This is a genomic window from Gordonia sp. AC31 (genome assembly GCF_031844505.1).
GTDB classification, from domain to species: Bacteria; Actinomycetota; Actinomycetes; order Mycobacteriales; family Mycobacteriaceae; genus Gordonia; species Gordonia hongkongensis.
The window spans coordinates 142,530-160,233 of record NZ_JAUZVK010000009.1 but is presented as its reverse complement, the minus strand read 5'-3'; the positions used below and the strand labels follow the sequence as shown (position 1 = coordinate 160,233).

The 17,704-nt window shown below is 67.1% G+C and carries 19 protein-coding genes; 12 read left to right on the top strand and 7 right to left on the bottom strand.

The genetic code is table 11. The features are described from left to right. Positions 1-241: 241 nt before the first annotated feature. The 5 genes from Q9R39_RS13215 (at position 242) to Q9R39_RS13195 (ending at position 5,499) form a co-directional block, all read left to right on the top strand. Positions 242-1,747 (top strand): AAA family ATPase, encoded by a 1,506-nt coding sequence (locus Q9R39_RS13215; protein ID WP_249146056.1) that lies wholly within the window; start codon positions 242-244, stop codon positions 1,745-1,747. 91 nt (positions 1,748-1,838) lie between these two features. Then, positions 1,839-2,951 carry a hypothetical protein gene (locus Q9R39_RS13210; protein ID WP_311277614.1) on the top strand — a complete coding sequence of 371 codons (1,113 nt, stop codon included), beginning with the start codon at positions 1,839-1,841 and terminating at the stop codon, positions 2,949-2,951. Position 2,952: 1 nt separating this feature from the next. After that, on the top strand, positions 2,953-3,447 hold the full coding sequence (locus Q9R39_RS13205; RefSeq protein WP_078112511.1) for a hypothetical protein: 495 nt from the start codon (positions 2,953-2,955) through the stop codon (positions 3,445-3,447). 176 nt (positions 3,448-3,623) lie between these two features. Further along, the gene (locus tag Q9R39_RS13200; RefSeq protein WP_058252891.1) at positions 3,624-4,199 is read left to right on the top strand and encodes a TerD family protein; all 576 of its coding nucleotides are present in this window, start codon (positions 3,624-3,626) and stop codon (positions 4,197-4,199) included. Between the two features lie 145 nt (positions 4,200-4,344). Then, a complete protein-coding gene (locus Q9R39_RS13195) occupies positions 4,345-5,499 on the top strand; it encodes a DUF475 domain-containing protein (RefSeq protein WP_078112510.1) in 1,155 nt (384 codons plus the stop codon). 324 nt (positions 5,500-5,823) lie between these two features. On the opposite strand, the gene Q9R39_RS13190 is transcribed toward Q9R39_RS13195, so the two are convergent. The 3 genes from Q9R39_RS13190 to Q9R39_RS13180 are packed head-to-tail and all read right to left on the bottom strand — an operon-like array spanning position 5,824 to position 7,938. Continuing rightward, positions 5,824-6,588 carry an AIM24 family protein gene (locus Q9R39_RS13190; RefSeq protein WP_058252893.1) on the bottom strand — a complete coding sequence of 255 codons (765 nt, stop codon included), beginning with the start codon at positions 6,586-6,588 and terminating at the stop codon, positions 5,824-5,826. Then, positions 6,585-7,301, bottom strand: coding sequence for an AIM24 family protein (locus tag Q9R39_RS13185; RefSeq protein ID WP_058252894.1), 717 nt, complete (start codon positions 7,299-7,301; stop codon positions 6,585-6,587). The genes Q9R39_RS13190 and Q9R39_RS13185 overlap by 4 nt, the downstream gene beginning before the upstream one ends. Before the next feature lie 16 nt (positions 7,302-7,317). After that, positions 7,318-7,938, bottom strand: coding sequence for an AIM24 family protein (locus Q9R39_RS13180; protein ID WP_311277613.1), 621 nt, complete (start codon positions 7,936-7,938; stop codon positions 7,318-7,320). A gap of 248 nt (positions 7,939-8,186) precedes the next feature. Between Q9R39_RS13180 and Q9R39_RS13175 the strand changes: the two genes are divergently transcribed. Genes Q9R39_RS13175 through Q9R39_RS13155 form a run of 5 tightly spaced genes read left to right on the top strand, consistent with a single transcriptional unit; the run spans position 8,187 to position 13,807 of the window. Continuing rightward, positions 8,187-9,299 (top strand): hypothetical protein, encoded by a 1,113-nt coding sequence (locus Q9R39_RS13175; RefSeq protein ID WP_311277612.1) that lies wholly within the window; start codon positions 8,187-8,189, stop codon positions 9,297-9,299. Continuing rightward, complete coding sequence (locus Q9R39_RS13170) at positions 9,296-10,513, top strand: HpcH/HpaI aldolase/citrate lyase family protein (RefSeq protein ID WP_078112508.1); 1,218 nt, start codon at positions 9,296-9,298, stop codon at positions 10,511-10,513. The genes Q9R39_RS13175 and Q9R39_RS13170 overlap by 4 nt, the downstream gene beginning before the upstream one ends. After that, positions 10,510-11,805 (top strand): phosphoribosyltransferase family protein, encoded by a 1,296-nt coding sequence (locus Q9R39_RS13165; protein WP_159371698.1) that lies wholly within the window; start codon positions 10,510-10,512, stop codon positions 11,803-11,805. The genes Q9R39_RS13170 and Q9R39_RS13165 overlap by 4 nt, the downstream gene beginning before the upstream one ends. Further along, a complete protein-coding gene (locus Q9R39_RS13160) occupies positions 11,805-12,929 on the top strand; it encodes a cysteine protease StiP family protein (protein ID WP_078112506.1) in 1,125 nt (374 codons plus the stop codon). Before Q9R39_RS13165 ends, Q9R39_RS13160 begins: the two co-directional genes overlap by 1 nt. Further along, entirely contained in the window at positions 12,926-13,807 is an 882-nt protein-coding gene (locus Q9R39_RS13155) for an HAD family hydrolase (protein WP_078112505.1), read from the top strand. The genes Q9R39_RS13160 and Q9R39_RS13155 overlap by 4 nt, the downstream gene beginning before the upstream one ends. A gap of 13 nt (positions 13,808-13,820) precedes the next feature. Here Q9R39_RS13155 and Q9R39_RS13150 read toward each other — a convergent pair whose 3' ends face one another. Next, positions 13,821-14,561, bottom strand: a complete 741-nt coding sequence (locus Q9R39_RS13150) for a response regulator (RefSeq protein WP_078112619.1) — start codon at positions 14,559-14,561, stop codon at positions 13,821-13,823. 260 nt (positions 14,562-14,821) lie between these two features. Here Q9R39_RS13150 and Q9R39_RS13145 point away from each other — a divergent pair, with 260 nt between their 5' ends. Then, complete coding sequence (locus Q9R39_RS13145) at positions 14,822-15,454, top strand: helix-turn-helix transcriptional regulator (RefSeq protein WP_311277611.1); 633 nt, start codon at positions 14,822-14,824, stop codon at positions 15,452-15,454. Between the two features lie 162 nt (positions 15,455-15,616). Next, positions 15,617-16,006, top strand: a complete 390-nt coding sequence (locus tag Q9R39_RS13140) for a hypothetical protein (protein WP_311277610.1) — start codon at positions 15,617-15,619, stop codon at positions 16,004-16,006. Here the strand turns inward: Q9R39_RS13140 and Q9R39_RS13135 are convergent. From Q9R39_RS13135 to Q9R39_RS13125, 3 genes are read right to left on the bottom strand one after another with little or no spacing between them, the layout of a single operon-like run. Continuing rightward, positions 16,003-16,254 carry a DUF6480 family protein gene (locus Q9R39_RS13135; RefSeq protein ID WP_078112504.1) on the bottom strand — a complete coding sequence of 84 codons (252 nt, stop codon included), beginning with the start codon at positions 16,252-16,254 and terminating at the stop codon, positions 16,003-16,005. The two genes, Q9R39_RS13140 and Q9R39_RS13135, sit on opposite strands and share 4 nt — an antisense overlap. 43 nt (positions 16,255-16,297) lie before the next feature. Further along, the gene (locus Q9R39_RS13130; RefSeq protein ID WP_311277609.1) at positions 16,298-17,287 is read right to left on the bottom strand and encodes an alpha/beta hydrolase family protein; all 990 of its coding nucleotides are present in this window, start codon (positions 17,285-17,287) and stop codon (positions 16,298-16,300) included. Continuing rightward, positions 17,284-17,694, bottom strand: coding sequence for an ester cyclase (locus Q9R39_RS13125; protein ID WP_288815005.1), 411 nt, complete (start codon positions 17,692-17,694; stop codon positions 17,284-17,286). The genes Q9R39_RS13130 and Q9R39_RS13125 overlap by 4 nt, the downstream gene beginning before the upstream one ends. Positions 17,695-17,704 lie beyond the last annotated feature (10 nt).

Below are 17,704 nucleotides of genomic sequence, written 5' to 3'. Positions count from 1 at the left end.
CGTTCCGAATCCGCGGCCTACCGGGCCTCGCTTCGTCACGGTTGACCCGACGTCAGCACTCGTACGCACGCTGCACGAGGCCGGACATCTGACACTTCTCTCGTTCAACCCGGCTGAGGGGCTGGGGATTCTGGCGGAGCACCAGCAGGTCGGCTCTGAGTTGATACGCGCAGCCGAGTCGAGTGCAGGGCCGGAAGCGTCGTTGACAGGTCAACTGCGCCGGATAGTCCGAATGGTTGCGATGTCGGAGTCTCCGTGTTGCCTCATCATCGAGGGCGCTTCCCGCCTGCGGGCCGACTCGGAGTCTTTCGGTGGCGAGCTCCACGAGCTCCTGGTGACCGCCGAGCGCGTTCTCCTGACAGCGCCCCGTCGGCGTGTGGAGGGCCCCCACCGATCGCCTCTCTACAACACCATCTTCTGGATGATCGATCGGGAGTCCGACCTCCCCCACTGGATCGTCGGTAGTGACCTGGTTCGGGTGATCTCGATTCCGTTACCGTCCCTGGGAGACCGACGACATCTGATCAAGCCGTTGGTCAATTCGCTTCCGGGCGCGACACCCATGCCCCTCGATCAGGATCCCGACCCCGAAACTGCCAAGCTCATCGACCACTACGCCGGGCTCACCGGTGGCATGACACTCCGCTCGATCACCGAGATCAACCGTCTCGCGATCGACCGCGGAATCCCGGCCCCGAATATCGACGACGCGGTGCGCACCTTCCGCGTGGGCATCCCCGACAACCCGTGGCATGACCCGGCACTCAAGGCGAAGATCCGCGACGCCGCAACCCGTCTGAACAAGAGCGTGCTCGGCCAGCCCGCTGCGATCCGCAAGACGGTCGACATCCTCATCCGGTCGACGATGGGCCTCACCGGCGCGCAGACAGCCAGTTCCGGCGGGCGCCCCCAGGGTGTCCTGTTCTTCGCCGGACCGACGGGCGTCGGCAAGACTGAACTGGCGAAGTCATTAGCCGAGTTAGTTTTCGGCCGGAAAGATGCATTCCTTCGGTTTGACATGAGCGAGTTCTCGGCCGAGGGTGCCGAAGCCAGGCTGATCGGGGCCCCACCGGGCTACGTGGGCCACAACGCGGGTGGCGAGCTGACGAACGCGGTCCGACAGCAACCGTTCCGACTCATCCTCTTCGACGAGGTGGAGAAGGCCCACCCGCGAATCTTCGACAAGTTTCTACAGATTCTCGAAGACGGCCGCCTCACCGACGGAAACGGTTCCACGGTGTATTTCTCCGAAGCACTGATCGTCTTCACATCCAATCTCGGTGTCTACACCACCGGGGCCGACGGACACCGAACGCCGCGGATCGCCCGAGGTGCCGGTTACCGCGAGGTGGAGTCGACCATCCGCGAGGCCGTAGCCGAGCACTTCACCCGAGAGCTGGGTCGCCCGGAGCTGCTGAACCGAATCGGTGAGAACATCGTCGTATTCGACTTTGTGTCGGAGACGGTCGGCGACGACCTGGTCGACCTGTTCGTGACGAACATCGGTAACCGCGTTCGCGAAACCACCGGCGCGCGGCTGACAGTCGCCGAGGATGCATTGCAGACTCTGCGCCAGGGCGCGACATTGAATCTCGACTTCGGGGGCCGTGGTGTCGCCAACGTCCTCGAGGCCATGCTCGTGAATCCGTTGGCACGGGCGATGTTCGAGCTGGCGACGATCCCGCCGGAGCTGACGGTCACCAGGGTCAAACGCTCAGGTGAGACCTGGACGGTCTGGTTGCGGTGACTCCGAGCATCCGGCGCCCCCATCCGGCCTTCGAGTACTCGCAGGGTCTCGACACGCCACAAACCCACTCACAGAACGAGGTCGGCGACTGATGCCCATCGATTACACCCATCCGGGCCGGATCAACTATGAACATCCGGGCCGGGGATCTCGCGCCAGGCCGGCCACTGCGGATCCAGTTGCGGACAGTCCGGCCGATCCCGTAACCGAGGCATCGTCGAGCCAGCCGATCAACTATCGACGGCGCGATCGTGTGTCACGACCTGCTCCGGACCGACAGGACGCGGCTCCCGTGCCAACGCCCACTCCTCGCGAACACGCCAACGATCAGGTCACCTGCACGTGTGGCGCAACGGCGGATCGCAGCGTGCTGGCCCAGTGTGTGTCTTGCGGTGCCGACCTCTGGGCACTGGCGGGTGTGCACAGCCAATCCCGGAATGCAGCGGCTGCCCCCGTCACAGCTCGCCGCCCCGTCGGTTTTCACCTCCCGGAGTCTGCGCCTGAATACCTCGACAACGGGTTTGTGGCACAGATGCAGTCCTACTCAGACGGTCTGCGCGCGAGCGTGAACGCGGGGTTGGAGTATGAGGGTCGAGTAGTCGACTCGGAGTGGAAACAGGTAGCTGCTGCAATCCTGCGCCTTCACTGGTGGGATCCCTCCGCACTCACGCTCGAAGTGCTTCGGGTCAACATCATGAAGCTGAAGATCCAGGAATGGGCGGCACGAGGCGGTATGGCCGACCTGTCCGAGATCGGCTGGACGCACGTGCTCGACTTCGTCGAGACCATCGACACCGTGGACACCCCCGGAGATCGTGACTGGACCACCGGCGACATCGAACTCCAACATGTCGATGCCATTCCGCAGCGATTCGATCATCTCGAGTCGATCCGCCGGATCGGGGCGATGGTCGCCGATGTCGACGTCTCCGGTCAGGACGTGTTCATCAAGCTCGCCAACGTGTTCAACGGCCATATCAAAGACTTCGGACGGCGCAACAACTGCGAACTCGAGATCGTCGCAACTGACATCACGGATGCCATCACGTCCCGCAGCGGTTGGCTTCCCGATTGGGCTTTCGCGTGGCCCACGTACTTCGGCGAGCTCGGCGTCTACGCCTACAACGACTGGGTGTGCGGTCAGGAGCGCGCCGAATGGCATATCGCGAAGTACATCATCGACGAAGCACGGGGAGCGAACTGACATGACCTCCACATCCGAGCCGCGACTGAGCGACCTCACCGGCGCAGCCGCCGACGCAGCCGCGCGATTGCGCGCCCAGCGTCGGCCGCTTCCGGTGGTCGGGCACAAGGAGGTGACCCGACAGGTCGAGCGCAAGGGTTTCCTGGGCCGAACCGAGACTGTGCCCGAGACCGCGCGAGTACCGATCGAACTCCCGGGGTGGCCCATCGGTCTCAATCGCGTGGTTCTGCGTGCCGCCTCCGACACCATCGACGAGGTCGTGTTGACCCCGGAGGGCAAGGTCGTCACGCTGCGCGTCGATCGGGACAAGCCCGAGGAGGTCCGCGTCGCGTCCCCCCACGCCCGATACGCATTGCGCGTCGCGCAGAGCGTCGGAGGAACACCGGAATGGGTACAGACCGGCAACGGATCCGACAGCGCCGCACGTCACCAGCGGGCGACCACTGCCGGTGATGCCGTCGGGCGACTGGTCGAGTTGATCTCCCGGATGGGTTGACCATCACCGCCCCGCACCGGCAGTGTCCGGATCGCCGAGGGCGAACCCGCAGGTCATCCATCCGAACCAGTGACCGGGTCAAACCGTTCACATAGAGTGTTGTCGATTGCTCCGAGTGGCCCGTATCGGGCACATCGGACATCACGAGACCCCGTACCAACAGAAAGGCGCAAACCATGGGCGTGAGCCTGAGCAAGGGCGGAAACGTTTCGCTGAGCAAGGAGGCTCCGGGCCTGACTGCGGTCTCCGTCGGCCTCGGCTGGGACATCCGAAGCACGACCGGTACCGACTTCGACCTCGACGCCAGCGCCATCGCGCTCGGCGCGGACAAGAAAGTCCTCTCCGACCAGCACTTCATCTTCTTCAACAACCTGCGTTCGCCCGACGGCTCGATCGAGCACACCGGCGACAACCTGACCGGTGAGGGCGAGGGCGACGACGAGGTCATCAAGGTCGACCTCGCGGGCGTTCCGCCGAACGTCGACTCCATCGTCTTCCCCGTCTCGATCTACGACGCGGACGCACGGTCGCAGTCGTTCGGCCAGGTGCGCAACGCGTTCATCCGCGTCGTCAACCAGGCCGGCGGCGCCGAGATCGCCCGCTACGACCTCAGCGAGGATGCCTCCACCGAGACCGCGATGGTTTTCGGTGAGCTGTACCGTCATGGGTCGGAGTGGAAGTTCCGCGCGGTCGGCCAGGGCTACGCCTCGGGTCTCGCGGGTATCGCCCGCGACTTCGGTGTGAACGTCTGAGTCTCTCGTAGACTCCGGCTGTCCGCCTGAACGTGCTTGTGGATGCCGCACCCGTTGTCGAACGGGTGCGGCATCCGCGCGTCACCACTCCTCTCCGACAATGCGGTCGGCTGGTTTCCACGCACCCTAGAAAGGCCACAAGCCAGTGGTAGTAAGAATTTTCGGCCTCTCGGTCGTCGTGACGATCGTGTCGCTGATCATCGCTTTCCTCTATGGCGGCGTCGAAGCGCTGATCCTGACCGCCATCCTCGGCGTCTTCGAGATCTCGCTCTCCTTCGACAACGCGGTCATCAATGCCACGATCCTCCGCCGGATGAGCGAGTTCTGGCAGAAGATCTTCCTCACCATCGGCATCCTGATCGCCGTCTTCGGTATGCGACTGGTGTTCCCGCTGGTCATCGTGTGGCTCGCGTCGGGTCTCAACCCGGTTGAGGCGCTCGACCTCGCACTGAACCCGCCGCCCAACGATGCGGCGTACTTCCCCAACGGCGATCCCAGCTACGAGACGATCATCACCGACGCCCACCCGCAGATCGCGGCCTTCGGCGGCATGTTCCTGCTGATGCTGTTCCTCGGCTTCGTCTTCGAGCAGAAGGAGCTCACCTGGCTGACCTGGATCGAGCGGCCGCTCGAGAAGATCGGCAAGCTGGAGATGCTCGAGGTCGTCATCGCCATGACGCTTCTCGTCCTCACTGCGACCTACATCGCCGCGCCCGACGAGCGGTCGACGGTCATGATCGCCGGCTCACTCGGCATGATCACCTACATCCTGGTCAACGGCCTCGGTGAGTACTTCAACGTCGAGACCGCGGAAGATGACGAAGCGGCCGAGCCCGGCACCGACGCCGCGGAGAAAGCGGCAATCGAGAAGACCAACGGAAAGTCGGGCCCGTCGGACCTGGCCAAGGCGACAGGCAAGGCCGGTTTCTTCCTGTTCCTCTACCTCGAGGTCCTCGATGCGTCGTTCTCGTTCGACGGCGTCATCGGCGCGTTCGCCATCACGGCGGATCCGATCATCATCGCCCTCGGCCTCGGCCTCATCGGTGCGATGTTCGTCCGTTCGCTCACCGTCTACCTGGTGCGCAAGGGCACGCTGTCGGAGTATGTGTACCTCGAGCACGGAGCGCACTGGGCGATCGGCGCGCTGGCGTTCATCCTGCTGTACTCCATCGGCACCCACGTCCCCGAGATCATCACCGGCCTGATCGGTGTCGCGCTGATCATCGCCGCACTGATCTCCAGCATCGTGCGTCGAAACCGCCTCGCGGCGAAGGGTGAAGAGGAGAAGGTCAACATCTGACCATTCGCTCGCTGAGCTGAGGTGCGAGCGAAGCGCTCCCCCTGCTCCCCGAGGTGCGAGCGAAACGCCTCCCCCTGCTCCCTGAGGTGCGAGCGAAGCGAGCCTCGAAGGGTTTGGCGACGGAGGTTGCGAAGACCCTTCGTGACGCTCGCAAGCTCGCTCCTCAGGGAGCAGGGGGACGCTCGCAAGCTCGCTCCTCAGGGAGCAGGGGGACGCTCGCAAGCTCGCTCCACAGGGAGCAGAGGCCGGAGCCGGGTACCACCCACGAACAACTGCGCCGCAGGACCCGAAGGTCCTGCGGCTCAGTGGTTTCGAGAGCCCGACTCAACCCTGCTGCTGCCCGAGTTGCTGAGTGATCTGCTGGTTGATCTGGTGCAGGCTGGGCACCGACATGCCCGGGAGATGGCCCTGGATGGTGCGCAGGACCGACGAGTCGTCGCGCACCTTCTCGCTCGATTGCACCAGAACCGTTCCCGCGCCGGTGAAGTCGAACTGGCGCTCCTCGCCCGAGTTCAACCCCATCCGCCGGCCCGCGGCCGCGATGAAACCGTTGACCCACGCCTCGTCGTAGTGATGACTGGGCGACGGGCAGTCCGACCATCCGACGAGCGCTTCGGGGTCGACGCGCACCGGCGGTTCGACGAACATCACCGGGCCGTTCGACGACGCGAGGAACTTGCCGGTGCCGATGAGTGTCAGGAATCCGGGCACGATGGACTGGTTCAGCGACAGGTTCGGCTGGAAGGCAAGGAGATTGGCTGCCCGGATGGTGAGGTTGCCGTCTTCGAGGTCATAGGCGTTGATGTCGTATCCGCGGTCGCCGATGATCAGCTTGCCGTGGCCCTCCGCGACGACGTAGTCACCGAGGTACAGCGGGGCGGAGAACTGCTGCGCCACCATCTGCAGCATGTTCCCCTGCAGACCCTGGGTCAGTGCGGTGAACTGCATCTGACCGTAGTAGGCGATCATCGCGCCCTTGGACATGAACCACGGCTGGTTGAGGTCGATGCAGAAAGAGTAGTTGTTGTCCGGCACGTTGTCGTCCGACGGCAAGTTCATCGGACTCCACACGGTGTTGAGTTGGCTCACAGTTTCTCCTCCGATGCCTGCACGTACACGATGCCCTGTCCGGAGCACTCCAATTGCATTGCCTCGCCGCCGGTTCGGCCTACGTTCCGCCAGCTCATCGCCGACCGCAGGCTGGTGTTGACCTGACCGGCCGACCCGACGAACGCCTGCGGGTCGACGGTCACCGGCGGCTTGGCCGGGGACACCTCGAGCTCGAAGACCCCGCCGTGCCCGAGCAGCACCGCCGAACCCGGACCCGACAGCTGCGTCGTGAACATGCCCTGACCGGTGACGGCTCCGGCAGCAGCGGACCGCAATGCACCGAACAGGCCGCCACCACCGCCGCCACCGCCGCCCTGTGAGGCGACCGAGACGACGGAGGCCTGCAGGTTGGCCGCGTAGGCGAGCAGCCGCGACGCCTCGACCCGGATCGTGCCGCCGACCGCTGCGAGATCCACGACGTGCACCTCGATGCCGAGGAAGCCGTAGTGCACCTCGCCGTGCCCCTGCGCGATCATCGTCGACTCGTGCTCGCCGGCGAGCATCCGGCCGGCCATCCCGCCCATGCCGCCCAGTCCCGGCATCCCGCCGCCCATACCGCCGGCCCCCGCGATCTGGTGGGGCTGGAAATGCACGTTGCCCTTGTAGAAGAGCATCGCCCCGCGTCGCGCGACGACCGGCCCGGTACCGCCGATGTCGACGGAGACGACCTTGCTGTTGACCTTGGTGAACATTCTCGCTACCTCACCCTCACCGCTCGGCCGGCTGGATCGACACGACGCCGCTGCCTTCCCAGCGCAACGAGAACGCCTCTCCGCCACCCTGTCCCAGCGCCGACCGCCAGGAGACATCGGTGACGAAGGACTGACTCAACTGGCCGCGGGCGCAGACGAACGCGTCCGGGTCGACCACGAGCGGATACTGCGGTGACACCTCGAGGTGGATGAGCGGGCCGCCGTTGGACAACAGTGCGATCTGCCCGTGGCCGCTCACCGTCGTGGTGAACAGACCCTGACCCGACGACGCTCCGCGCAGGCCGGCGAAGGTGACGTTGGTCTGCAGGTTGCCGTTGAGCACCATCAGTTGCTCGGATTCCACCTGCAGGGTCTCGTTGTTGAGCTCGATGACGGTCGTCTCGGCGGCGTTGTGCGCGAAGTACACGATGCCGTTGCCGGAGGCCTCCATGAGCGACAGCGCCTCCCCGGTGGCCCGCTGCTTCAGGCCCGCGAGCACGCCGTCGCCGCCGCCGAAGCCCGCCGATTTGAAGGTGACCTGTCCCTCGTAGGCGACCATCGACCCGCTGATCGCGCGGACCGAGGAGTTGTTCAGCCTGGCTTCCACCACGCGTTTGGACCGTTGTACCAACTGCATTCGACGTGCCTCTCTCGCGCCGTGGGGAGGCCGCCGTTCGACCATCCCTCGTTCGTCTCCCGACGCCATCCCCGCACCGCGGCACCTGCCGGCATCTCGGCATCCCAGCTCGCCGTGAGCCGGGGAATCCGGCCTCATACCGAGATGAAAATAGCCGATAGCATCGAGTGGTGCCCGGAAACTTCGTACGTCGTTGGTTCGGGAACGATTCACGCACGAATTCCGCGCCACCTGCATCATCGGAACAAATGACGGCGGCGTTCCTGGAGTCCGAATCCGTCCTGGCCGAGATCGATCCGGCCGTCGCGGTGACCGCCGCCCTCGACCCGCGCTCTCGCCTGCGCGCCTCGTGGTCGGATATCCGCGAGCAGCACGCCCAGGCAACGTCGGACTACCTCCGGCTGGTGTCCCCGCCGGCCGGCACACGCGTCGACCCCCGGGATCTCGACCGGTCGACGCAGACGCTGCGGTCGATCACCGCCTCCATGCGCGACTTCGCCCAGACCAACGCCGAGACCCTCGAGCGGGCGCGGGCCACGGCGCGGGCCGCCGACGCCCAGGACCACGAGGCCCGGGTGGCCGCCAACCGGGCGATGACCGCCCTGGAGAACACCGCACCGGCGGTGGCACGACTGCAATCGGTGTCGGATGCCACCGACGACCTCGCGCGTGCGCTCACGGCTTTCGACCAGGACGCGGGGCTGCGTGACCGGCAGTCCGCCGCGGCAGCCGTACTCAGTTCGGCGCGCCGCCTCGAACAACTTCTCGCCGAGGCCCCCGCCTTCGCCGACCGCGCACAGCAGGTCATCCGTTCGGTGGAAACGCGCCGGAGCGCGGTGTCCACCCGGAGCGCGCAACTCCCCGACACGCTCTCGGCGCTGCGCCGGGAGTTCAGTGCCGATTGCTCCCTCGATCTACAGCGCAACGGCTCGGTCGTCGACGAACGGCTCGAACACGCCGACGCCGAGCTCGCGGCCGCCCGCGCGATGGTCGATGCTGCCCCCGACCAGGCCATCGGCCGCGCCGACGCCGCCCGCGACGACCTGGCCGTCGCGGAGAAGGCCGTCGACGCCGTGCTCGACCGGTTGCGACTCCTGCGGGAGGTGCGCGCCGACCCGCGGGGCGCGGAGCAGCGCGTGCGCTTCCGCCTGCGCGACGCCCAGCTCTTTGCGGTCAATCACCGTCTGGTTGACGAATGGGGCTCGGTCCTCGATGCTCAGGCCGACCGGATCGAGCGCGCCAAAGGGGTTCTGGATCGCATCCACCCCGACTACTGGAGCTACCTGACGCAGCTGCGTGCGGTGGACGACCGGATCACCGAGATCGTTTCGCGGATGAGAGGACAGGTGGCCGCAGGATGACCACCACTGCACGACACGACGACACCGGTCTCGAGCCCGGGACGATCCGGCACTTCGACCACCTGGAGCCGTCGGTCTCGAACTCCCTGTTCCACCGGCAGCCCGAGCCGATCGAGCCGACCTGGCCGGCGCAGCGGCTCGCCGTCGCGCTGGGCGCCACCCTGTACGTCCCGGCAACCCGGCCCGATCTTGCCGAGGTCATCCGCCGACGCCGCGCCGAGGGTGTGATCTCGATGGTCATCGACCTCGAGGACGCGGTCGCCGACGACGAGGAGGCCGAGGCGATCGAGCACGCCGTGGCCGCGTTGCGCGCTATCGCCGCGAACCCGTGCCGGCCGATGTTGCTGTTCGTCCGTCCGCGGTCGGCCGACCGGATAGTGCCGATCGCCACCGCGCTCGACACCCCGTCGGTGCTGACCGGGTTCGTCATCCCGAAGTTCTCGTCGGAGAGTGCACCCGAGGCGCTCGACGCCGTTGCCGCTGCCGGACAGATCCTCGACAAGCACCTCTGGGTCATGCCGGTTCTCGAGTCGGCCGCGGTGGTGCACCGCGAGACCCGCGACGACGAGTTGACCGCCCTCGCGTCGCTCCTGAGCGCGCACCGCGACCACGTGCTCGCCGTGCGCATCGGGGCCACCGACATCTGTAGTCATTTCGGCATCCGCCGGGATCGTGACCTGACCATCTACGACGTCCGGGTCGCGGCCGATGTGATCGCCGGCATCGTCAACCATCTCGGCCGCAGCGACGAGAGCGGTTTCGTCGTGACGGGGCCGGTGTGGGAGTACTTCGCCGACCACGAGCGCATGTTCCAGCCCATGTTGCGTCACACGCCGTTCCGCGAGAACGACGCCGTCTACTTCCGGCAGCAGCTCGTCAGCCGCGACATGGACGGTCTGCTTCGCGAGATCACCCTCGACCGCGCCAACGGCCTGCACGGCAAGACCGTCATCCACCCCGCGCATGTCGCCGCGGTGCACGCGTTGTCGGCGGTCACCCACGAGGAGTATCACGATGCACTCGACATCCTGGCCGGCGAGTCCGGCGGGGTACGGGCGTCGTCGTACCGCAACAAGATGAACGAGCTGAAGCCCCACCGCAACTGGGCCTTGCGGGTCATCGATCGCGCTGCCGCCTTCGGCGTGACCCGCCAGGGGGTTTCGTTCGTCGACCTGCTCACCGCGCTCGCCTCGCCCGGGCCGGCCAACTCGTGAACGATCCGGACACCGTCGGCATCGACTGGGTGACCGAATGTTTCGGCGTCGAGATCGCCGACGTCGGCGACACTCCGGGTCACGCGGTCCGCGACCTCGTCTCACTCGGCTTGCGCCACAACCGACGCCGTGCTCATCTGCTGGTCTCGACCGTGCTGGGCAAGCACATCACGACCTCGCCCGCCATCGTCCGTGGCGCCGCCGACGATCTCGGCGCCGCGATCATCGCCGAGATCGGTGCGAATGCGGCACGCGACGCCGCCGTCTTCGGCTTCGCCGAAACCGCGACCGGACTCGGACACTGTGTCGCCGAACGCATCTCCGCGTCCCGGTATCTGCACTCGACGCGGCGCAGACGAGCCGGCGTGACGGTGTCAGGAACCTTCGAGGAGGGGCACTCGCACGCGACGACGCATCTGCTGCAGCCCAGTGATCCCGCATTTCTCGACCCCGTGACGCCGGACGAGGTGCTGATCCTGGTCGACGACGAGATCTCCACCGGCAAGACCGCGCTCGGCGCCATCGAGGCCATCGTCGCGGACCGTCCCCGTAAGCGGTTCGTCGTGGCGTCCCTGGTCGACATGCGTACGCCCGCGCAGAAGTCCGAATGCGATTATCTCGCAGCGAAACTCGGCGTCGAGGTCGCCTATGTGGCGCTCGCGCACGGCTCGATCACCCTTCCCCCGGACCTCCTCGATGCGGTGTGGCAGCTCGGGTCCGACGAGCTCAACCCGGCGGCAGCCCGGCGCGGCGGCCTGGTCGCGGTGGCCCTCGACTGGCCGGCGGCAGTTCCCGACGGCGGGAGGCACGGAATTCTCCGCACCGACTCGACGGGCTTCCGGCGAGCGGCGACCGCGGCCGCCGACACCGTGGCGGCACAACTCGATCCGCGGCGCCCGGTTGTCGTGATCGGGCACGAGGAACTGATGTACGCACCCTTGTGCATCGCCGAGTCGCTGGAGCGTCGTGGCTTCGCCACCGGATACCAGACCACCACGAGGTCGCCGGCCCAGGTGCACGACGTCCCGGGGTATCCGCTCCGGCGCGGATTCCGGTTCACCGCACCGGAACCCGATCCGGAGACGCCGCGCTATGTCTACAACGTGTCCTCCGTCTACCATCCGGACCCGCAGGTCGTCCTGATCGTCGACTCGCCGGCGGACACCGATGAGTTACGCGCGCCCGGTGGACTCGTCGACGTCCTCACCGCCGCCGGGCACCCGGTGGTGCTGGCCGTCTTGCCCGCCACCGACCAGCCTGCCCTGGCACGAACCCGAGAGGCGGTGCGCTGATGGACATCGCCACCACCACACCACCGCTGTGCGGACCGGAGTTCGGTTCGTACGCGGCCGACGAAGTCACCTGGCTGCTCAAAGACCTGTCCGACGTGGCGCTGGAAGGTGAACTGCGCGAACGGGAACGTCGAATCCAGTCCGGTCAGGCCCACTATGCGGAGTCGCTGCCGATCGAGTACCAACCCGGCCGCGAGTACCAGGAACTCTTCCATGCGACGCTACGGTCTTCCGCCCAGCGGCTCGCGGAAGCCGTCGGAGTGGTGTCCGAACTCATTCTGGCCGAGCGGCATTCCACGCCGACGCTGGTGTCGCTGGCGCGGGCCGGCACCCCGGTCGGCATCCTGATCCGACGGTGGATGGCGGCCGTCCACGGCATCGAACCCCAGCACTACACGATCTCGATCGTGCGCGCACGCGGGATCGACACCGTCGCACTCGATCACATCATGGCGCGGCACCCGGCGGAGTCGGTCGTCTTCGTCGACGGCTGGACCGGCAAGGGCGCCATCCAGCGCGAACTCACCGCCGCTGTCGACGAGTACGCGCGCACCGGGCGGCCGCAATTGCACGACGAACTCGCGGTGCTGGCCGACTCCGGCTCCTGCACGACCCTGTTCGGCACCAGGGACGACTTCCTCATCGCCTCCGCCTGCCTGAATTCCACTGTCTCCGGCCTGGTCTCGCGCACCGTCCTGAATGCCGACCACATCGGTCCGGGCGAGTTCCACGGAGCGAAGTTCTACCGCCATCTCGCCGACTTCGATGTCTCGGGACTGTTCCTGGACACCGTCAGCGCCGAGTTCGATGCAGTCGCCGACCGAGTTCGGGCGACGGTGTCGGCGATGACGCCGGAGTCACGCCGGCCCGACTGGTCCGGCTGGCGCTCCGTGGAGCAGATCCAGACCGAGTACGGCCTGTCGTCGATCAACCTGGTCAAGCCCGGCGTCGGCGAGACGACGCGGGTGCTGCTGCGTCGCGTACCGTGGCGCATCCTGGTGCGCGCCGACGATCTGCCCGAACATCGCCACATCCGGTTGCTCGCCGCCGAACGAGATGTGCCCGTGGAGGTCTCGCCCGATCTCGCGTACTCGTGTGTCGGGCTCATCAAGGAGGACTCGTGAACGCGCTGGTCGCCACCGATCTCGACCGGACCATGATCTACTCACGCGCCGCCATGGGCGACGAGCAGTTCGCGACCCTGGAGACCGTGTGCGTCGAGATCTACCGCGACGCGCCGCTGTCGTACATGACCACGACCGCCGTCGAACTGATGACCCGTCTGGCACGTGAGGTCGTCGTCGTACCGACGACCACTCGCACCCCGGCTCAGTTTGCCCGGATCGAGCTGCCGGGCAGCCCATTTCGCCACGCCGTGGTCAGCAACGGTGGCCGGATCCTCGTCGACGGCGCCGACGATCCGGAATGGCGTGCGCACATCGACCGCGAGGTGACCCGCGCGGGCGCCACCCTCGACGAGGTCCGCGACGAACTCCGAACACGCATCGACGACTCCTGGGTCACCGCTCTGCGGACCGCCGACGACCTCTTCTGTTACCTGGTCGTCGACCCCGCGGTCCAACCGCCGGAGTTCCTCGAACAATGGCAGCAGTGGTGCGACGCACGGGGCTGGACGGCTTCCCAGCAGGGTCGCAAGATCTATGCGACCCCGCAGCCGGTGACGAAGTCGGCAGCTATCGCCGAAGTCCGGCGACGGCTCGTCGCTGACGGCACCCTCGACGACTCGGCAGCGCTCTGCGCGGCCGGCGACGGCTGGCTCGACACCGACCTGTTGCTCGCCGCCGATCACGCGATCCGCCCGCGGCACGGTGAGCTGGAATCGCTCGGCTGGTCGGCGCCCGGGCTCACGATCACCGCCGACACCGGGGCCCTCGCCGGTGTCGAGATCCTGCGGTGGTTCGGCGAGCGGAGCGGGATCACCGTGCCGGAATCCGCGACGCCGACACCGCGAGACCGGACCGTCGGGGTTCACGCGAACTGATCAACCGAACTGATCACGTGGGCATCGATCCGAGGACGTCGGAGTGCCCGTGGCGTCGGCACCAGCTGATCAGGTATCGCGCGTGTAGACCGCACCACCGGTAGACGGCGGCCTGGGTCACCGGCAGCGATGCGTCGTGCTCACCGCGCTCGACGATGATGGGCCCGAGGTAGTGGCTCGTCACCTTGTTCGCGGTGTTCGGCGACACCTTGGCGGCGCGGGCCAATGAGGCGTTGTCCGAGGCGCTGCCCGACGCAATCGCCCCCGCGAGACGGCCCGCGGTATGGCCGCGCCGACCATCGAACAACTCGTAGAGCGGTGGACGGCGCGCCGACGCGGCCCTGGGCAGGGCCTGGCCGAGCGCCACCGAGCGCACAACACCGACCAGCGTCGCGAAACCGTCCGATTTGGCGATGACCCCCGCGACCTCGTCGCGCAACCGCGCCTCGTCGAGATGGTCCTGTTCCAGCCCGTGTCCCTGGGTCGCCAGGACAACCGGCGCGTGCCGGTCATGGTGGTCGAGGGTGTCGATGACGTCGAGTCCGTCGAAGGTCCATTCCAGGTCAGGTCGGTTCCAGATCAGATCCGCCACCACGACGTCGAATCGCACGTTGCCGGCGATGCACTGGACGAACTCGTCGCGGCCGGTGGCAACGGTGACCGTGGCCTGATCGAGCGCCTTGGTCAGCGGCACCGCGACCACGTGTCCCAGCGGGGAGGCGACAAGGACCCGCATGTCGGTCGGCACAGGCATGATCATGCCCGATATGTACGCGGTGTGCGCGATCACGCATCCGATCGGACTAGAGGGTGGTTATTTACCCTGCAATCACCACATCGGGTTCGAGATACCGCTGACAAATCGTCTCACGTTCGTAAGGCTGAAGAAGTTGGCGTTCGTGAAATACATTCTCGATGCCCGATCGCGAGTCATGTCGATCATCCGAGAGAGTCCCGCCGTTTGTTCGGCTCACAGCTCCCGGCCGAATCGAAGTCGACAGGAGATCCCGGCACGTGTCCGTACCCCTCAACGACGCCCCCCGGTCGGCGACCCCCGGCACCGGGCCCACTGCCGCGCCGAGTCCGGAGCGGCGGATCACGGCCGTCGTTGCCGAGCACGACATCTTCGACGCCGCCCTGGCCGCTCTCGTGGAGAGCGCCGGCTACGACGCGACGGTCGTCGAACCCGCACAGCTCGCTGCCCTACGGAACCCGAGCGCGATTCTGGTGCGGTCGGCCGCGATGCTCGGATTCGTCCGGCGGGTGGCATCGCTGCGCACCGTCAACGTCATCTTCGTGGGCAACGGGGTCGCGGGCTTCGATCACATCCGTGTCTCACCGCGGGCCCCGGCCGCCGAGGACGAGCTGCAGCGGGCGCTCGAGACTGCGGTGGGACCGCCGACCCCGCCGTCCGCACCCACACTCGCGAACCGGGTGCGCATCACCGAACGGGAGCTGGAGATCCTGCAGACCTACACATTGGGTGCGACGCTGCGTCAGACGTCGCGTATCCACGAGATCGCCGAGAGCACGGTGCGCGAGCACTATCGGCGTGTCGCCCGACGCTACGAGGAAGCCGGCCGGCCGATCGGGAACAAGGCCCAGTTGCTGGTCGAGCTCATCGCCGACGGCTGGGTGCGCCCCTGACACCGCCGCCGTGGCCGACGTGCGGCTCAGTTGGTGTCCTTTGCCTCACGACAGAGGCTCTCGGACGGTGCAGACTTCCGACCATGACCGCGCCCTCCGACTCCCTCGACCAACGGGGGGGTCGGGAACCGACGGACCGGCACGGCGTGGACGCTCGCCGGGATGGAGCTGTTCGTGTCGTTGTCGGCACTCGCCGGGGGCTCGGCTCTCATGACCGATCAGTGGTCGATGCCGCGGGAGTGGCTCACCCACACGCCGTTCGAGACCTGGACCGCTCCCGGTGTCGCGCTGATCGCCGTGATCGCGTTACCCCACCTGGTGGCTGCCGTGGTCGCCGCCGTCCCGTCCGTGCCCGCGCGGTTGGGCATAATCGGCGGCCTGCTCGCCGGGTCGTCGCTGATGGTCTGGATCATCATCCAGATCGCGCTGCTGCAGGTGTTCTTCTTCCTACAACCCGTGCTCTTCGTCGTCGGCATCGGTGAGATCGCGCTGGCGATCCGCTGGCGGCGTGTCCGCTGCCCGTCGACGCCGGGTGACGGCGCTGAACCCTAGAAGAGCCCCACGGCGCGGCCGATCAGACCGAGCGCGACGATGAGAAAAATGATCGCCGCGATGGCGATGACGATCACGCCGCCGGCACGCCTGCGTTGCGGCGGTTCGTGCTCCTCTCCCCCGACCGCGGATTCCGCCGGCGGTGTGTCACCGGGCGCCACTCCGCCGCCGGGCTCGAGTCCCGCCGTGCTGGACGGGTCGGGGTTCTGCGGGTTGAACGGTTTGCGGGCGGGGTCGTTGTCAGCCATATGGGCGGTGTACCCGGAATGGCGCGAAGTCACTCGTGGGCGATCAGAGGCCGGGTGCGAGTGCGGCGAACATCACGGGTAGATCCTCGGCCCAGTAGGGCCATGCGTGCGTTCCGATCGCACGGAGATGGACGACGGGCTGCAGTCCCTCGGACCTCATCCGGCGGGCGAACTCGTTCGAGCACGCGTTGACCGAGTTCTCGAGTACCGCTCCCGTCGCGATCTTCTCCCCACGGTGCCGGCCCGGGTCGAGCCGGGTGCGTTGATCGAGGGGGCCGGGCGCGCCGGTCCCGGACGCGATGAAGACGCGCATCCCGACGAGGGCCGGCAGGCGGCGACCCGGGTCGTGGTCGGCCCATCCCGGCGCGTTCCACGGACCCCACATGTTGGTGGGATCCCCACCGTCGCGGATGATCGCGGCTCGGATCTGCCCTTCGTGCACCGGGCCGGTCGTGAACGGGCAACCGCTGATGGAACCGACGCCCGTGTACAGGCCCGGCCGGCGCGTCGCGAGTGTGAACGCGGCCTGGCCGCCCATGGACAGGCCCGCGACCGCGTTCCGCCCGTTGCCGTGGAACCGGCCGTCGATCAGCGACGGCAGTTCGACGGGCAGGAAGGTCTCCCACTGCGGACGCCCGAACGTCGCGTCGTCGTGCTGCCAGTTCGTGTAGAACGCCCCCTGGCCGCCGGGCAGCACCGCATCGACGTCCTTGTCGCGGAAATACCTGTCCGCGCGGGCTTCCCGAATCCAGTCGCTGATCGCCGTCTTGCGGCCGCCCCCGTCGAGGAGATACAGCGTCCCGCGCGACCGGGACTGCGCCGGGTGCAACACACTCACCGGCACGTCCCGGCCCATCGCAGCCGAACGGATCACCAGATCGTGCCGCTGCGGCCCGACCGCCACACTGCTGATCACCGACGCCGACGCGGATACCGGTGCCGCCGAAACGATTCCCTGCGTACCCGAGACGATCGGACCGGCGACGAGCGCAGCCGCGAAGACCCTGATCAACCGGCGCCGAGCACGACTCATCCGGGGAGCACACCCAGCTGCCCGAGGAAGTCGAGCTGATCGAAGTACAGGTGCTCGGACATCAGCTCCGAGCCGTCGATCCGGTAGGTCGCACTCCATCGGAACGAGACAGGCCGTCCGGTGGGTTCGACCGGACCCGACGGACTCTGCAACACACCGTCGTGGACACCGTCGAACGTGCCCTCCACCGAGGCGTTGTCGCCGTCGACGACATACGAACCAACGGTGAGGCGACCGTCGGAGAAGGCGCCCTGGAAGACGGACAGGAAACCCAGTACGCCCTCCCGTCCCGTGAACACCCCACCCGGTGAGACCAATTCCGCATCGGCGGACCATGGTTCGTTCTCCGGTGCGCGGTCGTTGAAGGCATCGACGTGCGCGTCGATGACTGCTCGTGCATCACTCATGTCGGGCTCT

Bases quoted from the DNA above. Each gene is read 5' to 3' on its own strand.
- Q9R39_RS13215 (WP_249146056.1), top strand. From the start codon at position 242: ATGTCGGAGTCTCCGTGTTGCCTCATCATCGAGGGCGCTTCCCGCCTG.
- Q9R39_RS13210 (WP_311277614.1), top strand. From the start codon at position 1,839: ATGCCCATCGATTACACCCATCCGGGCCGGATCAACTATGAACATCCG.
- Q9R39_RS13205 (WP_078112511.1), top strand. From the start codon at position 2,953: ATGACCTCCACATCCGAGCCGCGACTGAGCGACCTCACCGGCGCAGCC.
- Q9R39_RS13200 (WP_058252891.1), top strand. From the start codon at position 3,624: ATGGGCGTGAGCCTGAGCAAGGGCGGAAACGTTTCGCTGAGCAAGGAG.
- Q9R39_RS13185 (WP_058252894.1), bottom strand. From the start codon at position 7,301: ATGTTCACCAAGGTCAACAGCAAGGTCGTCTCCGTCGACATCGGCGGT.
- Q9R39_RS13180 (WP_311277613.1), bottom strand. From the start codon at position 7,938: ATGCAGTTGGTACAACGGTCCAAACGCGTGGTGGAAGCCAGGCTGAAC.
- Q9R39_RS13175 (WP_311277612.1), top strand. From the start codon at position 8,187: ATGACGGCGGCGTTCCTGGAGTCCGAATCCGTCCTGGCCGAGATCGAT.
- Q9R39_RS13170 (WP_078112508.1), top strand. From the start codon at position 9,296: ATGACCACCACTGCACGACACGACGACACCGGTCTCGAGCCCGGGACG.
- Q9R39_RS13160 (WP_078112506.1), top strand. From the start codon at position 11,805: ATGGACATCGCCACCACCACACCACCGCTGTGCGGACCGGAGTTCGGT.
- Q9R39_RS13150 (WP_078112619.1), bottom strand. From the start codon at position 14,561: ATGCCTGTGCCGACCGACATGCGGGTCCTTGTCGCCTCCCCGCTGGGA.
- Q9R39_RS13140 (WP_311277610.1), top strand. From the start codon at position 15,617: ATGGAGCTGTTCGTGTCGTTGTCGGCACTCGCCGGGGGCTCGGCTCTC.
- Q9R39_RS13135 (WP_078112504.1), bottom strand. From the start codon at position 16,254: ATGGCTGACAACGACCCCGCCCGCAAACCGTTCAACCCGCAGAACCCC.
- Q9R39_RS13130 (WP_311277609.1), bottom strand. From the start codon at position 17,287: ATGAGTCGTGCTCGGCGCCGGTTGATCAGGGTCTTCGCGGCTGCGCTC.
- Q9R39_RS13125 (WP_288815005.1), bottom strand. From the start codon at position 17,694: ATGAGTGATGCACGAGCAGTCATCGACGCGCACGTCGATGCCTTCAAC.